The sequence below is a fragment of the Arthrobacter sp. AD-310 genome (genome assembly GCF_054656615.1).
Genome location: NZ_BAAHNO010000033.1, coordinates 84,964 through 100,148, shown reverse-complemented (window position 1 = coordinate 100,148; position 15,185 = coordinate 84,964). Strand labels below are relative to the sequence as shown.

The 15,185-nt window shown below is 65.0% G+C and carries 12 protein-coding genes and 1 pseudogene; 10 read left to right on the top strand and 3 right to left on the bottom strand.

The genetic code is table 11. From position 1 onward, the window contains the following. The 6 genes from ACYQ1Z_RS18080 to ACYQ1Z_RS18055 all read left to right on the top strand — a co-directional run. On the top strand, nucleotides 1–1,202 hold a 1,202-nt coding region (locus ACYQ1Z_RS18080; protein ID WP_459793928.1), incomplete at its 5' end, for a sugar ABC transporter substrate-binding protein. A gap of 1 nt (nucleotide 1,203) precedes the next feature. Continuing rightward, the gene (locus tag ACYQ1Z_RS18075; RefSeq protein WP_459793927.1) at nucleotides 1,204–2,808 is read left to right on the top strand and encodes an ABC transporter permease subunit; all 1,605 of its coding nucleotides are present in this window, start codon (nucleotides 1,204–1,206) and stop codon (nucleotides 2,806–2,808) included. Next, nucleotides 2,805–3,719 carry a sugar ABC transporter permease gene (locus tag ACYQ1Z_RS18070; protein ID WP_459793926.1) on the top strand — a complete coding sequence of 305 codons (915 nt, stop codon included), beginning with the start codon at nucleotides 2,805–2,807 and terminating at the stop codon, nucleotides 3,717–3,719. Before ACYQ1Z_RS18075 ends, ACYQ1Z_RS18070 begins: the two co-directional genes overlap by 4 nt. Nucleotides 3,720–3,780: 61 nt before the next feature. After that, the gene (locus ACYQ1Z_RS18065) at nucleotides 3,781–5,442 is read left to right on the top strand and encodes a glycoside hydrolase family 13 protein (RefSeq protein ID WP_459793925.1); all 1,662 of its coding nucleotides are present in this window, start codon (nucleotides 3,781–3,783) and stop codon (nucleotides 5,440–5,442) included. Beyond that, nucleotides 5,439–6,296, top strand: coding sequence for an alpha/beta fold hydrolase (locus tag ACYQ1Z_RS18060; protein WP_459793924.1), 858 nt, complete (start codon nucleotides 5,439–5,441; stop codon nucleotides 6,294–6,296). Before ACYQ1Z_RS18065 ends, ACYQ1Z_RS18060 begins: the two co-directional genes overlap by 4 nt. A gap of 10 nt (nucleotides 6,297–6,306) precedes the next feature. Beyond that, nucleotides 6,307–6,744: a VOC family protein gene (locus tag ACYQ1Z_RS18055; protein WP_459793923.1), complete on the top strand. Its 438-nt coding sequence runs from the start codon at nucleotides 6,307–6,309 to the stop codon at nucleotides 6,742–6,744. A 23-nt stretch (nucleotides 6,745–6,767) separates the two neighbouring features. Here ACYQ1Z_RS18055 and ACYQ1Z_RS18050 read toward each other — a convergent pair whose 3' ends face one another. After that, the gene (locus tag ACYQ1Z_RS18050) at nucleotides 6,768–8,075 is read right to left on the bottom strand and encodes a hemolysin family protein (protein ID WP_459793922.1); all 1,308 of its coding nucleotides are present in this window, start codon (nucleotides 8,073–8,075) and stop codon (nucleotides 6,768–6,770) included. Nucleotides 8,076–8,219: 144 nt separating this feature from the next. On the opposite strand from ACYQ1Z_RS18050, the gene ACYQ1Z_RS18045 reads away from it, so the two are divergent. Together ACYQ1Z_RS18045 and ACYQ1Z_RS18040 are read left to right on the top strand one after the other, a co-directional pair. After that, the gene (locus ACYQ1Z_RS18045; protein ID WP_459793921.1) at nucleotides 8,220–8,720 is read left to right on the top strand and encodes a MarR family winged helix-turn-helix transcriptional regulator; all 501 of its coding nucleotides are present in this window, start codon (nucleotides 8,220–8,222) and stop codon (nucleotides 8,718–8,720) included. Between the two features lie 79 nt (nucleotides 8,721–8,799). Continuing rightward, on the top strand, nucleotides 8,800–9,171 hold the full coding sequence (locus ACYQ1Z_RS18040) for a hypothetical protein (RefSeq protein ID WP_459793920.1): 372 nt from the start codon (nucleotides 8,800–8,802) through the stop codon (nucleotides 9,169–9,171). Between the two features lie 15 nt (nucleotides 9,172–9,186). On the opposite strand, the pseudogene ACYQ1Z_RS18035 reads toward ACYQ1Z_RS18040, so the two are convergent. Next, nucleotides 9,187–10,863: pseudogene (locus ACYQ1Z_RS18035) on the bottom strand (FAD-binding dehydrogenase). Nucleotides 10,864–11,219: 356 nt separating this feature from the next. On the opposite strand from ACYQ1Z_RS18035, the gene ACYQ1Z_RS18030 reads away from it, so the two are divergent. Next, nucleotides 11,220–13,166, top strand: coding sequence for an LVIVD repeat-containing protein (locus tag ACYQ1Z_RS18030; RefSeq protein WP_459793919.1), 1,947 nt, complete (start codon nucleotides 11,220–11,222; stop codon nucleotides 13,164–13,166). 253 nt (nucleotides 13,167–13,419) lie between these two features. Further along, entirely contained in the window at nucleotides 13,420–13,755 is a 336-nt protein-coding gene (locus tag ACYQ1Z_RS18025; RefSeq protein WP_459793918.1) for a cupin domain-containing protein, read from the top strand. A gap of 20 nt (nucleotides 13,756–13,775) precedes the next feature. On the opposite strand, the gene ACYQ1Z_RS18020 is transcribed toward ACYQ1Z_RS18025, so the two are convergent. Then, nucleotides 13,776–15,161 (bottom strand): MBL fold metallo-hydrolase RNA specificity domain-containing protein, encoded by a 1,386-nt coding sequence (locus tag ACYQ1Z_RS18020; protein ID WP_459793917.1) that lies wholly within the window; start codon nucleotides 15,159–15,161, stop codon nucleotides 13,776–13,778. Nucleotides 15,162–15,185: the final 24 nt, after the last annotated feature.

Below are 15,185 nucleotides of genomic sequence, written 5' to 3'. Positions count from 1 at the left end.
CGCCGGAACAGAGCTCCGGGGCGAGCGCCGCGGCCCAGCCGGCGGGCGGGGAGGCGCCGCAGCGGGAGAATGCGGACCTGGTCATCTGGACCGATCTGCAAACCGCTCCCGTCCTTCAGGAAGCGGTGAAGCAGTTCGGCGAGCAGAACGGAATCAGTGTCGCCGTCCAGGGTGTCAACAACCTGCAGACGGCCTACATCACGGCAGACGCCGCAGGGTCCGGCCCGGACATTGTTGTCGGCGCAAACGACTGGATCGGGAACATGGTGCAAAACGGTGCCGTGGACCCTGTGGCAATAGGCCAGCCTCAGCTGGAGAGCCTCGAACCGGTGGCCCTGGACGCCGTGACCTACAACAAGCAGACATACGGCATCCCCTACGCTTTTGAGTCAGTTGTGCTATTCCGCAACAAGGCACTGGCTCCTGTTGCCCCCGGTACCTTTGACGAACTCGCCGCCAACGGACTGGAACTTGTTGGGGCTGGCCGGGCGAAGTTGCCGCTGAGCCTCCAGATCGGCCAGTTGGGTGAGCCGTACTCCATGCAGCCGCTCTACGCCTCGGCCGGAGGTTACCTGTTCGGGACTCGTCCGGACGGCACCGTGGACACCGCGGACGTCGGCGTTGGCAAGGAAGGGTCCATCAAGTTCGCCCGGAAACTCGCCGAGTACGGCGAAAAGGGCAGCGGAGTACTCAGCCGCTCAGTCTCCCCGGACAACGCCATCTCCCTGTTCACCGAAGGCACGGTCCCGTACCTGGTTTCCGGCCCCTGGGCCGTCCCGACCCTGAAGAAGGCCGGCATCGATTACGGCATCAGTGAGGTGCCGGGCTTCGCAGGCGGGCAGCCGGCCGCCCCCTTCGTAGGCGTGCAGGCATTTTTCGTGGCCGCCCACGGTAAGAACAAAGCCCTGGCGCAGGAGTTCGTTGGCAAGGCTGCACTGAGCGAGGAAACACAGCTGGCTCTGTACCGGGCCCAGCCACGTCCGCCCGCCTTGAGCTCCGCCCTGGCGATCGCCTCCCAGGAGGATGCGGAGACTGCGACCATCGCGGCTGCTGCTGCCAAAGGCACGCCCCTGCCGTCGGTGCCGCAGATGGTCGCCGTATGGGGCCCGCTGGGACAGGCCGAGGCAAACATCGTGGCCGGCGCCGATCCTGAGTCCACGATGGTCCAGGCCGGACAGACGATTGCAGCAAAAGGCAAGTGACATGGAAAGCCGCACCACCACCGCCCCTTCGACGAACGGCAGGAAACCCGCACTCTCCCTTGGCCCTGCCTCTTCTGTAGGGGCCCTCCTGCTGAAGGTCCTCGTCCTGGGGGCCGGCACCGGAACGCTGCTGTGGATCACCCCCGTGCTGGTGGCAGGCTCGCACTGGTGGATGCTCGCCGGTGCCTGGCTCATCGGCCTGGCGGTTTTCGCCGCCTACCTGGGCAGGGGCGCCCTGCCCGCTAAGTATCTCCTGCCCGGGCTGGTCTTCCTCGCCGTGTTCATGATCGTCCCGATTGTGTACAACCTCCAGATCTCCACCACGAACTTCGGCGACGGCACCCGGACCAGCAAGGAGGAGACGGTGGCCACCATAGTCCAGAATTCCCTGCAACCTGTCCCCGGCTCACCGGCCTATACGCTGACCGCAGGCACCACCGGGTCCCTGTCCTCAGGCCCCTTCACCTTCTTCCTTGTCGATCCCGGAACGGGAGAGGCTTTCAAAGGGACGGACCAGGGCCTCGAGAAGCTCGGCCCGGGGGAGGCTGCGGTCAGCGGCGGACGGGTCACCGAAGTCCGCGGATACACAATCCTGACGCCTGCCCAATTCAACGCGGCGGGCACGGCCATCCGCGACCTGTCGATCCCGGCGGACGACGGCGTCATCCGCCCTTCCGGCGTCAGCTCAGCCCAGCTGCAGGCGCCAAGGCTGGAATACGACGCCACCGGCGACACCCTCCGGGATACAGCCACAGGTACCACGTACACCGTCCAAAAAGACGGCGACCGCTCGTACTTCGCGGACAGCCAGGGGCGAAGGATCTCGGACCAGTCGTGGCAGGAGAACGTCGGTCTGGACAACTATGTGAAACTCCTGGCGGACCCCGTGTTGCGGTCAGCCTTCATCGGCTCCTTCGCCTGGACGCTGGTCCTGGCGACGGTCTCCGTCCTTGGTTCCTTCGTCATCGGCCTGCTGCTCGCCGTTGCGCTGGACCGGGCAGGCATGAGGGGCCGCCGTTTCTACCGGTCGGTCCTGATCGTCCCCTACGCCATCCCCACCTTCATCACCTTCATGGTCTGGTCCAGCTTCTACAACAAGGACTTTGGGCTCATCAACCGGTTGCTGGGAGGCGCTGCCATCGACTGGCTCGGTGAACCCACCTTGGCCAAGGGAGCCATCCTGGTGGCCAACCTGTGGGCGGGGTTCCCGTACATGTTCCTGATCTGCACCGGCGCGCTGCAGTCCCTTCCGGACAGCGTCGGGGAGGCAGCAGCCATAGACGGCGCGGGCCCGGTGCGCGGATTCCTGCACGTGAAACTGCCACTGCTGCTCATCTCCGTCGCGCCACTGCTGGTGGCTTCCTTCGCCTTCAACTTCAACAACTTCAACGCCGTCCAGCTCCTGACGGGAGGAGGGCCTTTCCCGCCCGGGGCGCAGATCGGCGAAACAGACATCCTCCTGAGCGCGGTGTACCGCATGGCCTTCGGCACATCAGGCGCGCAGTTCGGGCTTGCAGCTGCCGGCTCAACCCTCCTCTTCCTGCTGACCGCCGTCCTGGCGGCCATACAGTTCCGCTCCACCAGATCGCTTGAGGAAATCCAATGAGCACCACCCTTTCCGCCCCCGCGGAGCACCGCGAGCCGGAAACGCACCCCAGCCGGCCCTCACGCAGCTTCCGGCGCTGGTGGCGCGACCTGGGATGGCGGCACGTCGTCGGCATCCTGGGTGCCGCCGTCGCCCTTTTCCCGCTCCTGTACATCCTTTCGGCGGCGCTGAACCCCGTAGGCACAGTGGGCGGCAGCCTCCTCCCCGCCCAGCTGTCCTTGGAGAACTTTGAGACCCTGTTCAGCGGCGAACGCGGCCCCTTCCTGCGGTGGATGGGCAATTCATTGATGGTCGCGGCGGCGGTTGGTGCGGGGCAGGTGCTGTGCAGCACCCTGGCCGCCTACGCCTTCTCGCGGTTCCGCTTCCGGGGACGCCGGGCAGGACTGCTCGGCGTGCTGCTCATCCAAATGTTTCCGCAGTTCCTGGCGACAGTGGCACTGTTCACCCTGGTGGCGGACTTTGGCGAGGTGGTCCCCGCCGTCGGGCTCAACACCCTCCTCGGCTACGGACTGGTACTCATGGGCGGATCCCTGGCCCAGGTGTGGCTTCTCAAGGGCTTCTTCGACACCCTGCCACGCGAGATCGACGAGGCAGCGACCCTCGACGGTGCAGGACACGCGCGGATTTTCTGGCAGATCGTCCTGCCACTGGCCCGACCGGTCCTGGCCATCACGGCCCTGTTATCAGTGATCGGCGTGCTGGGCGACTTTATCCTCTCCAGCATCTTCCTCACCGACGACTCGGTGAAGACGCTCGCCGTCGGGCTGCACGGCATGGTGCTGGGCAACCAAAGCGAAAACTTCGGCGCGTTCTCGGCGGGCTGCATCGTGATCGCCGTTCCCGTCATCGTGCTCTTCCTCTGGCTCCAGCGGTACATCATCGGCGGGCTGAGCGCCGGCAGCACCAAGTAAGCCTCCACCCCTTTCACGGACCGTCCCGCCACACAGGGACGCCGACCCTAGGAGTTCACCCATGCCCTTCGACCCCCTTCCGGCCGAGGCCACCGACGCCAACTGGTGGCGGCAGGCAGCCGTCTACCAGATCTACCCCCGCAGCTTTGCCGATGCCGACGGGGACGGGATCGGCGACCTGCGCGGCATCACCTCGCGCGTGCCCTATCTAAAGGCGCTGGGCGTCGACGCCGTGTGGCTCAGCCCGTTCTACCCCTCCGCTTTGGCCGACGGCGGCTACGACGTGGACGACTACCGCGGTGTGGACCCCAACCTGGGCACGCTCGAGGACTTCGACGACCTGGTGGAGGCGCTTCACGCTGCAGGGCTGAAAATCATCGTGGACATCGTTCCCAACCACTCATCAAACCGCCACGCCTGGTTCCAGGAAGCCCTGGCCTCACCAAAGGGCTCGCCGGCCCGTGCACGGTACATCTTCCGTGACGGCCTCGGCCCCCATGGTGACCAGCCGCCGTCGGACTGGACCTCCCACTTCGGGGGCACCGCCTGGACCCGGGTCACGGAGCCGGACGGCACTCCCGGCCAGTGGTACCTACACTTGTTCGCAAAGGAGCAGCCGGACTGGAACTGGGACAACCAGGAAGTCCGCGAGGACTTCCTTCACACGCTGCGATTCTGGGCTGACAGGGGCGTCGACGGCTTCCGGGTGGACGTTGCCCATGCCCTTGCCAAGGACCTCGCCGAACCACTGCGCTCCAAGCCCACCACGGACGCGGGGCTGACCCCTGCGGACGGCAGCGACCCGATCTTCGACCGGGACGAGGTGCACGAGATATACCGCGCCTGGCGGCAGCTCTTCAACGAGTACAACCCTCCCAAAATGGCGGTGGCGGAGGCATGGGTGCCCGCCGGACGCCGTCCCCGTTATGCAAGCGCCGAAGGACTGGGACAGGCCTTCAACTTTGACTTCCTCGTTGCCGACTGGGACCCGGGACAGTTCCGTCGGACCATCATGGCCAGCATGGCCGAATCAGCGAAGAGCAAGGCAACGAGCACGTGGGTGCTCTCCAACCATGACGTAGTCCGGCATGCCTCACGCTATGGGCTGCCGGCCGGGGCGGGAGTGCATAACGGGTGGCTGCTCTCCGATGGCCGCGAGCCGTCGGAGGACCGGGGGGTCGGGTTGAGGCGCGCTCGTGCGGCTACACTGCTGATGCTTGCCCTCCCCGGATCCGCCTACCTGTACCAGGGGGAGGAATTGGGCTTGTTCGAAGTCGCAGACCTCTCCCGGGACGTCCTGCAGGATCCGATGTGGAAGCGCAGCCGCCACCGGATCAAGGGCCGTGATGGGTGCCGGGTTCCCTTGCCTTGGGACACCCGCGGGCGTTCGTTCGGCTTCGGGCAGGCTGTGGCCCACCTGCCCCAGCCGCACTGGTTTGGTGAGCACGCCGTCACAGCCCAGGACGGACGGCCGGACAGTGTTCTCGAGCTGTACCGGTCCGCTCTTGCGCTGCGCACCAAACTGCAGGCCGGGGAAACGATGCACTGGGAGGGTGGCGAGGCAGGCAGCGTCCTGCACTTTTCCAGGCCCGGAGGCTGGCGCTGCATCACCAACTTCGGCAATGCGCCGGTACGGCTCCCTGACGGCGACCTGGTCCTCGCCAGCGCGCCACTTGTGGACGGGATGCTCCCGGCTGACACTAGTGCCTGGGTGGTGCAGTGAGGTCCGGAACCGGTGGATACACCCGGGCGGCGGGGGTCCTGGCTGTGCATTGGCACGGGCGGGACGACGCTGCAGCCGGGCCGCTCGTACTGCTCCACGGCCTGACAGACTCCGGCCGTTGCTGGGCAGAGGCTGTCTCCAGTTGGGCGGGCGAGTACCGGGTTGCAGCACTGGACGCCCTCGGCCATGGTGCTTCTCCGCGCTTCACGCCGGGCCAGCTTAGCCGCGGGCCCATGGAGGCGATGCTGGAAACAACGCTGACGGCAGTACAAGAGATCTCATCGCAAGGCCTGGGCAAGCCCATCCTGGTAGGCCACTCGATGGGAGCCGGCATCGCCGCCGCCCTTGCGGTACGTGCGCCTGCCCTTGTAGCGGGCCTTGTGCTTGAGGATCCTGCCTGGTTCGCCACCGGCGACTGGGACCAGGACGCAGCGGCACATTGGAACGTTGTCGCTGCCCGCAACTTCCGCGCCGACCTCACGGGGGAACTGGCAAAAGGCCGGCAGGAACATCCGCACTGGCCCGAAAGCGAGATGTATGAGTGGGCCCGGGCAAAGACGCTGTGCGACGACGCCTTCCTGGCCACGGGCCTCGCAGCCCTGCCCGTGCCGTATGCAGACGTTGCCGCGGCATTGGACGTCCCCGCCCTGGTGGTCTGCGGGACCCGGGACGTCTTTGTGGATGAGGCCAAACGCGCTGTTCTCACCGCCATCGGCAACCCGAGGCTCGAGGTCCGGGTGGTCGACGGTGCCGGGCACTGTGTCCGCCGGGACAAATCGGCGGCGTACCACGCGATAGTTGACCCCTGGATCAGGACAGTTTTGGCTCTGGACCGGGACCGCCAGCCTCGGTAGCGTGCAGCCCATGACCATCAAACTCGAGAACGTCGGCATCGCAGTCCGCGACCTTGAAGCAGCGATTGGGTTCTTCACCGACCTGGGTCTGACGGTGGTGGGCCGGGACACCGTCAGCGGGGAATGGACGGACACCGCTGTCGGCCTCGATGGCAACCACGCCAGGATTGCGATGCTCCAGACGCCTGACGGCCACGGCCGGCTCGAGCTCTTCGAGTACATGCATCCCGAGGCGATCGAGACGGAGCCCACCCGGCCCAACCAAATTGGCATGCACCGGGTGGCGTTCTCGGTTGATGACATCGACGAAGCCCTGGCGATTGCCGCGAAGCACGGCTGCCATCCGCTGCGCGGGGTGGCCACCTACCAGGACATCTACAAACTGACGTACCTGCGCGGTCCCAGTGGAATCCTGGTGATGCTGGCCCAGGAGCTGAAGAAGGGCTGACGGCCCGAAGGGGACCGGAGCTGTCAGGCAGGCTCCGGCGGGGCGCCCACCGGCGTCACCCGGATCCGTGAAACCCGCAGCCGGTCCATGCCTGTCACCGTGAGCACATGCCCGGCCACCTCCACCCGGTCCCCGAGGTGCGGCAACCTCCCGAGCCGGTCTATGACGAATCCCGCAACCGTCTCGTAGTGCCCATCCGGCAGTTCGATGCCGGACACGGACTCGAACTCCTGCAGGATCAGCGCGCCGTCCACGTCCAGGGACCCGCCGGACTTGATGGTCCGGTCCTCGGGGTCGGTGCCGGCGTCGTACTCGTCGTAGATCTCACCCACCAGTTCCTCCACCAGGTCCTCGAGGGTGACGATCCCGTCCGTGCCGCCATACTCGTCCACCACCAGCGCGATGTGCGTACCCGTGCGGCGCATCCGGGACAGCGACGGCAGCACCTTGTTGGTGCCGGGCAGCGGCAGGATTTCCCGCGCGATGTCCCGCACCCGGCCGCCGTCGTACTCCTGCTCCCCGTCCCGGGGCATGAGGTCACGGACGTGGATGAAGCCGAGGACGTCGTCGGGCGTCCTGTCGATTACCGGGTAGCGGGAGAAGGGGCCGTCGCGCACCTGGCTGCGTGCCTCGGCGATGGTCAGGTCGCCGCTGAGGAAGGTGACCTCGGTACGGGGGCGCATCACTTCCTGCAGTGAGCGGTCGCCGGCGCCGAAGACGTCGGTGAGGATGGTGCGGCTGTGCCTGTCCAGTTCCTCGCTTTGGGCCACCATGTCCCACAGTTCCTCCGATGAGACGCTCTCCTGCTTGGCTTTCGGATCGCCGCCGAAGAGCCGGACCACCGCATCCGTGGAAACGGACAGCAGCCAGACGGCCGGGCGCATGATTTCGGAGAGGACATGCAGGGGAGGTGCCAGGACCTTAGTGAAGCCGACGGCGCTTTGCATGGCCAGGCGCTTTGGCACCAGTTCGCCAAGCACCAGGGAGAGGTAGGCCACCAGCAGCGTCATGCCGATGAAGGCGACGGGCTCGGCAGCGGCGCCGAGGCCGAGGCCTTCGAGGAGGGGCTCGACGTCGGGCGCAATCGTGGACGCGCCATATGCGGCGGAGAAGAAGCCGGAGAGGGTGACGCCGATCTGGACGGTGGAGAGGAACCGGTTGGGATTACCTGCAAGCGCCGCGATCCGGGCGCCGCGCCTTCCCGATTTCTCCATCCGGCGGACCTGGCTTTCACGAAGGGAGACCAGCGCCATTTCCGTTCCGGCAAACACCCCGCCCAGCAGCACGAAGAAGAGCACCAGCAGGAAGTTGACCAGCGTGTCGGCGTCCATGGACTGAGGGTACCGCGGGCAGGCCCGGCGGAAACCAGCAGGGGACCACTCGTTCATAGTGGATTCCAGCGTGCCTGTCCGCGGAAAATCACCTACTATTGTTTGCTTGAGAAGCGTGTAAGTAGCCTATCGAGGGAAAAGGATATGGGGTCATTTCCCAGCGCAGGAAGCCTGGACACCCGTGAGGCCCGTCAGGGGATCACCTTCATTGACGTTCTGGATGCACTCAGCGAATACCGCGCGGCGGAAACGTCCATGCTGCGGCGCACGCGGTCCATCATGGACCGGGGAGCTACTGACGCCCTTGCCCTCCGGTTTGTCCGCGATGCCTCCGCCGCCGGGGAAGGGCTTCGGCCCACGGCGCTGGCCACCCGCCTTGGACTCAGCTCGGCTTCCGTTACAGCGCTCGTCGACCGGTTGGTGCAGAGCGGCGCCGTGCGGCGCGAACCCCACCCCCTGGACCGCAGGGCCGTAATTCTGCGGGCCACTCCTCAGGTCGACGATGCGGAGTTGCATGCCTTGGACCAGGCAAGGCGGCCGTTGGCTGATGTTATTGAGGCGATGGATTCGGAGGAACTGGCCACCGTGCTGCGGTTCATCACCAGGATGCGTGACGCCATGGAGCAGGTGGCGAGGGTTGACTGAATAGCGAGTGGACATTTAGTTTGATGTACTAAATACTAGGCAAGCTAGATAAAACGCGCCGACCAAGATCAGAGATGACATGACAGCCGTAGCAGAACCCTTTGACAGCAGCATGGTCAGCCTTCCTGAGGCCGACGTGATCCCGCTCCAGCCTCCTGCAGCCGCGGCTCCGGCACTTTTGGGCGCGCTTTCGCTGGCGCCGGACGTAGAGGCAGACTCGCTGCGGGACGTCACTTTGGCGTCTGCGCGGCTCGAACGGCTGCAGTGGGAGATGGACGCCGTGGAGGAGGAACTGTGTGCCGCGCTGAGGCAGGCTTCGAGCCGCAGCGTGAGTGCCTCGGCACTTGCCCGCGCTGCGGGCATTCCCCTGCCTGAACTCGAAACCTACCTGCAGCGGCCGGCGCTGGGGGCGGGGGCAGCCATGTCACCCTTCTCCATCACCGGGTTTTAGACCCAGTTCACGGACTTAGAGCCTGCTGGCCAGGGAACGTCCCGCCGTCCGGCCCGTGAAGATGCACCCGCCCAGGAAGGTGCCTTCCAAAGCGTTGTAACCGTGCACGCCGCCACCGCCGAAGCCCGCTGCCTCCCCGGCGGCGTAGAGGCCGGGGATGGGGGACCCGTCCTGTCCGAGGGCCCGGCCGGTGAGGTCGGTCTGGATGCCGCCGAGCGTTTTGCGGGTGACCACATGCAGGCGCGCCGCAATGAGCGGACCCGCGGCAGGGTCGAGGATGCGATGCGGACTGACGGTGCGGAAGAGCCTGTCGCCGAGGTAGCGGCGGCTGTTGCGGATGCCGGTGACCTGGATGTCCTTGGAATATGCGTTACGGATCTCTGCATCACGTTCCTCGATTTGCCGGCGGACCTGCGAATAGTCCAGCAGGGGTTCACCGGTGAGCCCGTTCATGCCGCTGACCAGGTCGGCCAGGTTGCCGGCGACGACGAAGTCCGCGCCGCGTTCCTTGAATGCCTCGATGGGGGTCGGGGCGCCGCGTCCCAGCCGGGTCCGGAGCAGGAGCTTGAGGTCCCTGTTTGTGATGTCCGGGTTCTGCTCGGAGCCGGAGAGGGCGAACTCCTTTTCAATGATTTTCTGGGTAAGGATGAACCAGGAGTGGCTGTACTGCTGGATCTCGGGCGTGGTACGGAGGAGGCGGAGGGTACCGAGGGTGTCGTACCCGGGCAGGCCGGGTGCGGGGAGCCGGCGGCCCAGCGCGTCGAACCATAGCGACGACGGCCCGGGCAGGATCCGGATGGCGTGGTCCGGCCAGACGGGGTTCCAGTTCCGGATGCCCTCCGTGTAGTGCCACATCCGATCGCGGTTGACCAGCCGGGCGCCGGCCGCCTCTGCGATGTCCAGCATCCGGCCGTCCACGTGGTGCGGAACCCCGGTGACCATTCTTCGCGGCGGTGTACCGAGGCGTTCCGGCCACCATTTGCGCACCAGGTCATGGTTCCCGCCGATGCCGCCGCTGGCAACCACCACGGCCTGCGCGTGCAGTTCGAATTCGCCTACAACGTCCCGGCTCGAGGCTACTCCCCGCGGGGAGGCATCCGGCGCGAGGAGACTCCCGCGCACTCCGGTGACTGCGCCGCCGTCGTACGTTAAACCGTCTACCCGGTGCCGGAAGTAAAACCGGACCTGCCCTATCCCGGCCGCTGCCCGGGCCTTATCCGCGAAGGGCTCGGAGACGCCGGTGCCGGTGCCCCACGGGACGTGGAAACGGGGGACAGAGTTGCCGTGGCCGCCGGCCCTGCCGTCGCCGCGTTCGGCCCAACCGACCAGCGGCGTGAAGCGGATGCCCTGTTCCTGAAGCTAGGGGCGCTTCTCCCCGGTGGCGAATTCGACGTACGCGCGTCCCCACTGCGTAGACCATTCATCCTCGGGGTGCTCGCCGTCGAGCCGGTCCCACTGGGCCGAGCCCTGCCAGTCCTGCCAGGCGAGCTCGAAGGAGTCCCGGACGCGGAGGCGGCGCTGCATGGGGGTGTCCACGAGGAAGAGGCCACCGAGGGACCAGTAGGCCTGGCCGCCGAGGTTGGCCGCGTTCTCCTGCTCCACGATAGCCACGCGCTTGCCTGCCCTGACCAATTCATTGCTGGCTACCAGCCCGGCCAGTCCGCCGCCGACAATGATGACGTCCGCCTCCATTGATCGCTCCTGTCGTTAGGGCCGGCACGTTTGATGAAGCCCGCCGCCGGACTGTGGCCTGGTGTCAACAGTTGCGTGTCCCACCGTCGTTAACAGAGAGCGTACTATCGGGGACTGGCAGTTCTAGCCTTGGCCCGTCACCAGCTTGAGGCGGCCCTGTCCGGTTTCCAGCGGGCGCGCTTCCGATACTGTGCTCTTCCGCTGATTACGAGGCTCAGCCCCTACTAAGTGCTGCTTTCGAGCGGCCGCGAAGGGGTCCGGGGCAATTAAAAAATCATCTGGACACTGGAATAATTGCAGGTCTAGGCTGAGCGCCATTGGGGGGTCTCAAGAGAAACTCGGCCGGAGGGCAAACAATGCCACAACGCAGTAAATTATGTGTTTTTGCAGCATTCAGCACCCTGACGCTGTCAGCATTTGGACTGACTGGCGCCGTAGCAGATCCGGATGGCCAGCATGGCACGGATGAGGGACACCTCGTCGGAACCGGAGAATCTGGAATTATCGAACTGGTCGATGTCGTCGACCTGACCGACACACCCGACCTCATCGCAGACGTCAGTGTGTCGCCGGACGGCAACACCGCCTACCTCGCCAACTGGGGCGAGCCTGACTGTGCCGGACCTGAAACCGGCGGACAGACCAGCCCGGACGCGGGCGTCTACATCCTCGATATCTCAACCGTGGACCAGGCCTCACCCCCACCGGGGTCTGAACCGAAACTCATAGGGTTCATCCCCTCCCACCAGGACACACGACCGGGCGAAGGCCTGCAAGTTACCGAAATTACCACCGCACAGTTCTCGGGCGAGATCCTGATGGTGAACAACGAAGAATGCGGCAAAAACGGCAAAGGCGGCGTGTCCCTCTTTGACGTCACCGATCCGAATAACCCCAAACGGCTTTCAGAGAATTTCGGTGACCGGGAACCGGGCAGCAGTGACTCCAACGAAATTCACAGCGCGTTTGCCTGGGACGCCGGCGACAACGCCTACGTTGTGGTGACCGATAATGAAGAAGCCACGGACGTGGACATCTTCGATATCACCAATCCGCGCCGCCCGCGCCTTGTCGCCGAGTACGACCTGAACGATTTCAACGTGAATCAACCCAACCTCGGGCTCACCGATTCATTCCTGCACGACATGGTAGTCAAGGAAATTGACGGTCATTTCATCATGCTCCTCTCCTACTGGGACGGCGGCTACATCCTTTTGAACGTGGACAATCCGGCCGAGGCGGAGTTCCTGGGAGACTCGGAGTTCGCCACCGTTGACCCGGAACTGCTCGAATCCCTGGGCGTGTCCCTGACTCCTGAGGGCAACGCACACCAAGCCGAATTCACCATCGACAACCGGTTCATCATCGGCACAGACGAGGACTTCGCCCCTTACCGCACCGACGATTTCACCATCACCAGCGGAGACCATCAGGGCACCTACCCGTCGGTGATTGTTTCCGGCGGCCAGGCCCCGGCGATCCTGGATGACCTGACCCTGAACGGCCCGGTGGTCTACGGCGGCTACGGCTGCCCGGATTCCACAGCCATTCCGGCGCCGGAGAGCATCCCCGGCTATGTGGAATCACTGGAACCCGGCGAGGAAACCATCCTTGTGCTCCAGCGTGGACCCGTGGGTGACCCCAATGCAGCAGAGGAGGCCTGTTTCCCGGGCGAGAAGGCCCATGAAGCGGCCGAGGCGGGCTGGGATGCGGTGCTATTCGTGAACCATCACAGCGGCGAGGTACCAGGTGAGGAACCGTTCTGCGGTTCCGGTGCGTTCGTGGATGAGATCGTGGCCGTCTGCACTACCCATGCGGCCTTCCACCGACTCTTCGACCTGGCGCCACTGGACGCACCGTGGACCTATCCTGAAGACCTTGCGGTGGGGACCACCGGCGCTGAGATTGAAGTGGGTTCGATTTTCGACGGCTGGGGCTACGTCCACCTGCTGGATGCCACCACCCTTGAGGACCTGGATACCTATGCGATTCCCGAAGCCCACGATCCTGAAAAAGCGTTTGGTTTTGGGGACCTGAGTGTCCACGAAGTAGCAGTGGATCCGCAGGACCCGAGCCTCGCGTACCTGTCCTACTACTCCGGCGGGCTTCGCGCGGTCCGGATTGAGTGCGCCGACCCGTCGGAGACCAGCACCTGTGAGCTGGTGGAGGTAGGCAGCTACCTCGACGAGCACGGCAACGACTTCTGGGGCGTGGAAACGTTCATCGGTGAAGACGGCCGGACCTACATCCTGGGCAGCGACCGGGACAGCGGACTCTGGATCTTCAGGAATACGACGTCATAGCAATCCCTGAAACTGAGGGCGGCCGGTACTAACCGGCCGCCCTCTCGTTGTTTGGCACCCCTTGACTTGCGGTGTGGAACGGCAGGGGTCGGGACACGTGGCCCTGTTTCGGGAAGGAGTACGAGGGTAGGCCCGAGAGGGTAAACCGTTGGAAGTTGGGTTGCGGCGGGCGTATGATTCCCAGCTACTGGAGTGCGTGGCGCTGCCGGCCTCAAGATGGGCGCCGGCAGTTCCTATCGGGACGGGAGTACCTGTGCAGAAGCTATCGATTGACGCCCTGGCCCGGGAACAGCTTGAGGCCGCCGTATCCGGATCCAGCGGGCGGGCTTCGGACACTGTGTTCGGCGGCCACGAGAAGAAGCTGCGCCAGACCGTTATGGCGTTCCGTGCCGGCACAAAGCTCAGCGAACACCTGAACCCGGGCGAGGCAACCGTCTATGTGCTGAAGGGGTCGGTCTGGCTCCGGTCCGGCGGCGAGGCGTGGCAGGGCAAGGCCGGTGACTTGCTGATCGTCCCGGACGGGATGCACAGCCTGGAGGCCGAAGAGGACTCGGCCGTGCTCTTTACCGTGGTGAAGCTGGACCGGTAGCAGGATCCCGGTTCTCTCCCTCAGCGGGGATTCTCGACTGAAACGGTTTCCAGGTGTTCGGGGACGCGGGCATTCCATCCAAGCTGGCGTTTGATCCGGGCCCGCAAGGCATCCGATGCGTCGGGCTCTCCGTGGGTCACGTAGGTCATGGACGGGGCTGCTGGGGCGGTCTTCATCCACTGGATCAGCTCGTTGGAGTCGGCGTGGGCGGATAGTCCTTCCATTTGGATGACTTCTGCCTCGACCTTTATGTCCTTGCCGTAGATGCGCACGTATTGTTCGCCTGCGGCGAGCGAGGCGCCCCTGGTTCCGCCGGCTTGGTATCCGCTGAGAATAAGGGCATTGCGCCGGTCCTGTCCGTAGGCTGCAAGGTGATGCAGGATCCTGCCGCCGGTAAGCATGCCACTGGCGGAAATGATGATCATGGGCCCGCCGCGGAGATTGAGCAGTTTGGACTCGTCAGGGCTGCGGACCGGCGTGGCCACTTTGTACATCGCCCTGAATTCGTGCTCCTTGAGCCTGTGTTCCTCGCGGTGGCGTTGGTATATGTCGGATGCATCGATTGCCATCGGGCTGTTGAGGAAAATCGGAATCGGCGGGATTGCCTGCTTGCTGAGAAGCCGGGACAGGTGCAGCAGGACCGTTTCAGCCCGGCCGACGGCGAACGCTGCAATCATGATGACGCCATGACGCTTGGCCACGCGGGCAATGATCTCGCCGAGCTCGGCTTCGGAGTTGTTTGGCGGATGTGTGCGGTTGCCGTAGGTGGATTCAGCGACCAGTACATTGACTGGGTCCAGGGCCCTGGGCGGGTACATCAGGGGGTCATCGGCCCGTCCCAGGTCGCCGGTAAAGTGCACCGTCCGGCCTGCCAATTGGAGGTGCAGCTGGGCGGCGCCCAGGATATGGCCGGCTGGCAGAAACATGGCTTCAATACCGCCGGGCAAGGGGAACGGGTAGTCGAAGTCGCGGGTTTTGAAGCTGTTGAGTGATCGGACGGCGTCTTCGGCGGTGTAGAGCGGCACCGGGGGGTGGTGGGTCGAGGATGCCCGGCGGTCGGCATATCGGGCTTCCTCTTCCTGGAGGTAGCCACTGTCGGGCAGCAGCAACTTGCAGAGTTCCGCAGTCCCAGGCGTTGCATACACGGGACCGCGGAACCCGTCGCGCACCAATGCTGGAATGTAACCGCTGTGGTCCAAATGCGCGTGGGTGAGGATCACCGCATCAATGTTTGCAGGGCTGATCTGGAAAGGTATTCGATTACGGTCGCGTAGACGCTTATAGCCCTGGAAAAGCCCACACTCTATGAGGACCCTGTGGTCTTGGGAGCGGATCAAGTACCTGGAGCCTGTCACTGTGTCCGTTGCCCCGAGGAACTGCAGCGTCGGGGGATGGAGTTCCCGCATACCTGCCCTCTTTCCACCTGCCAG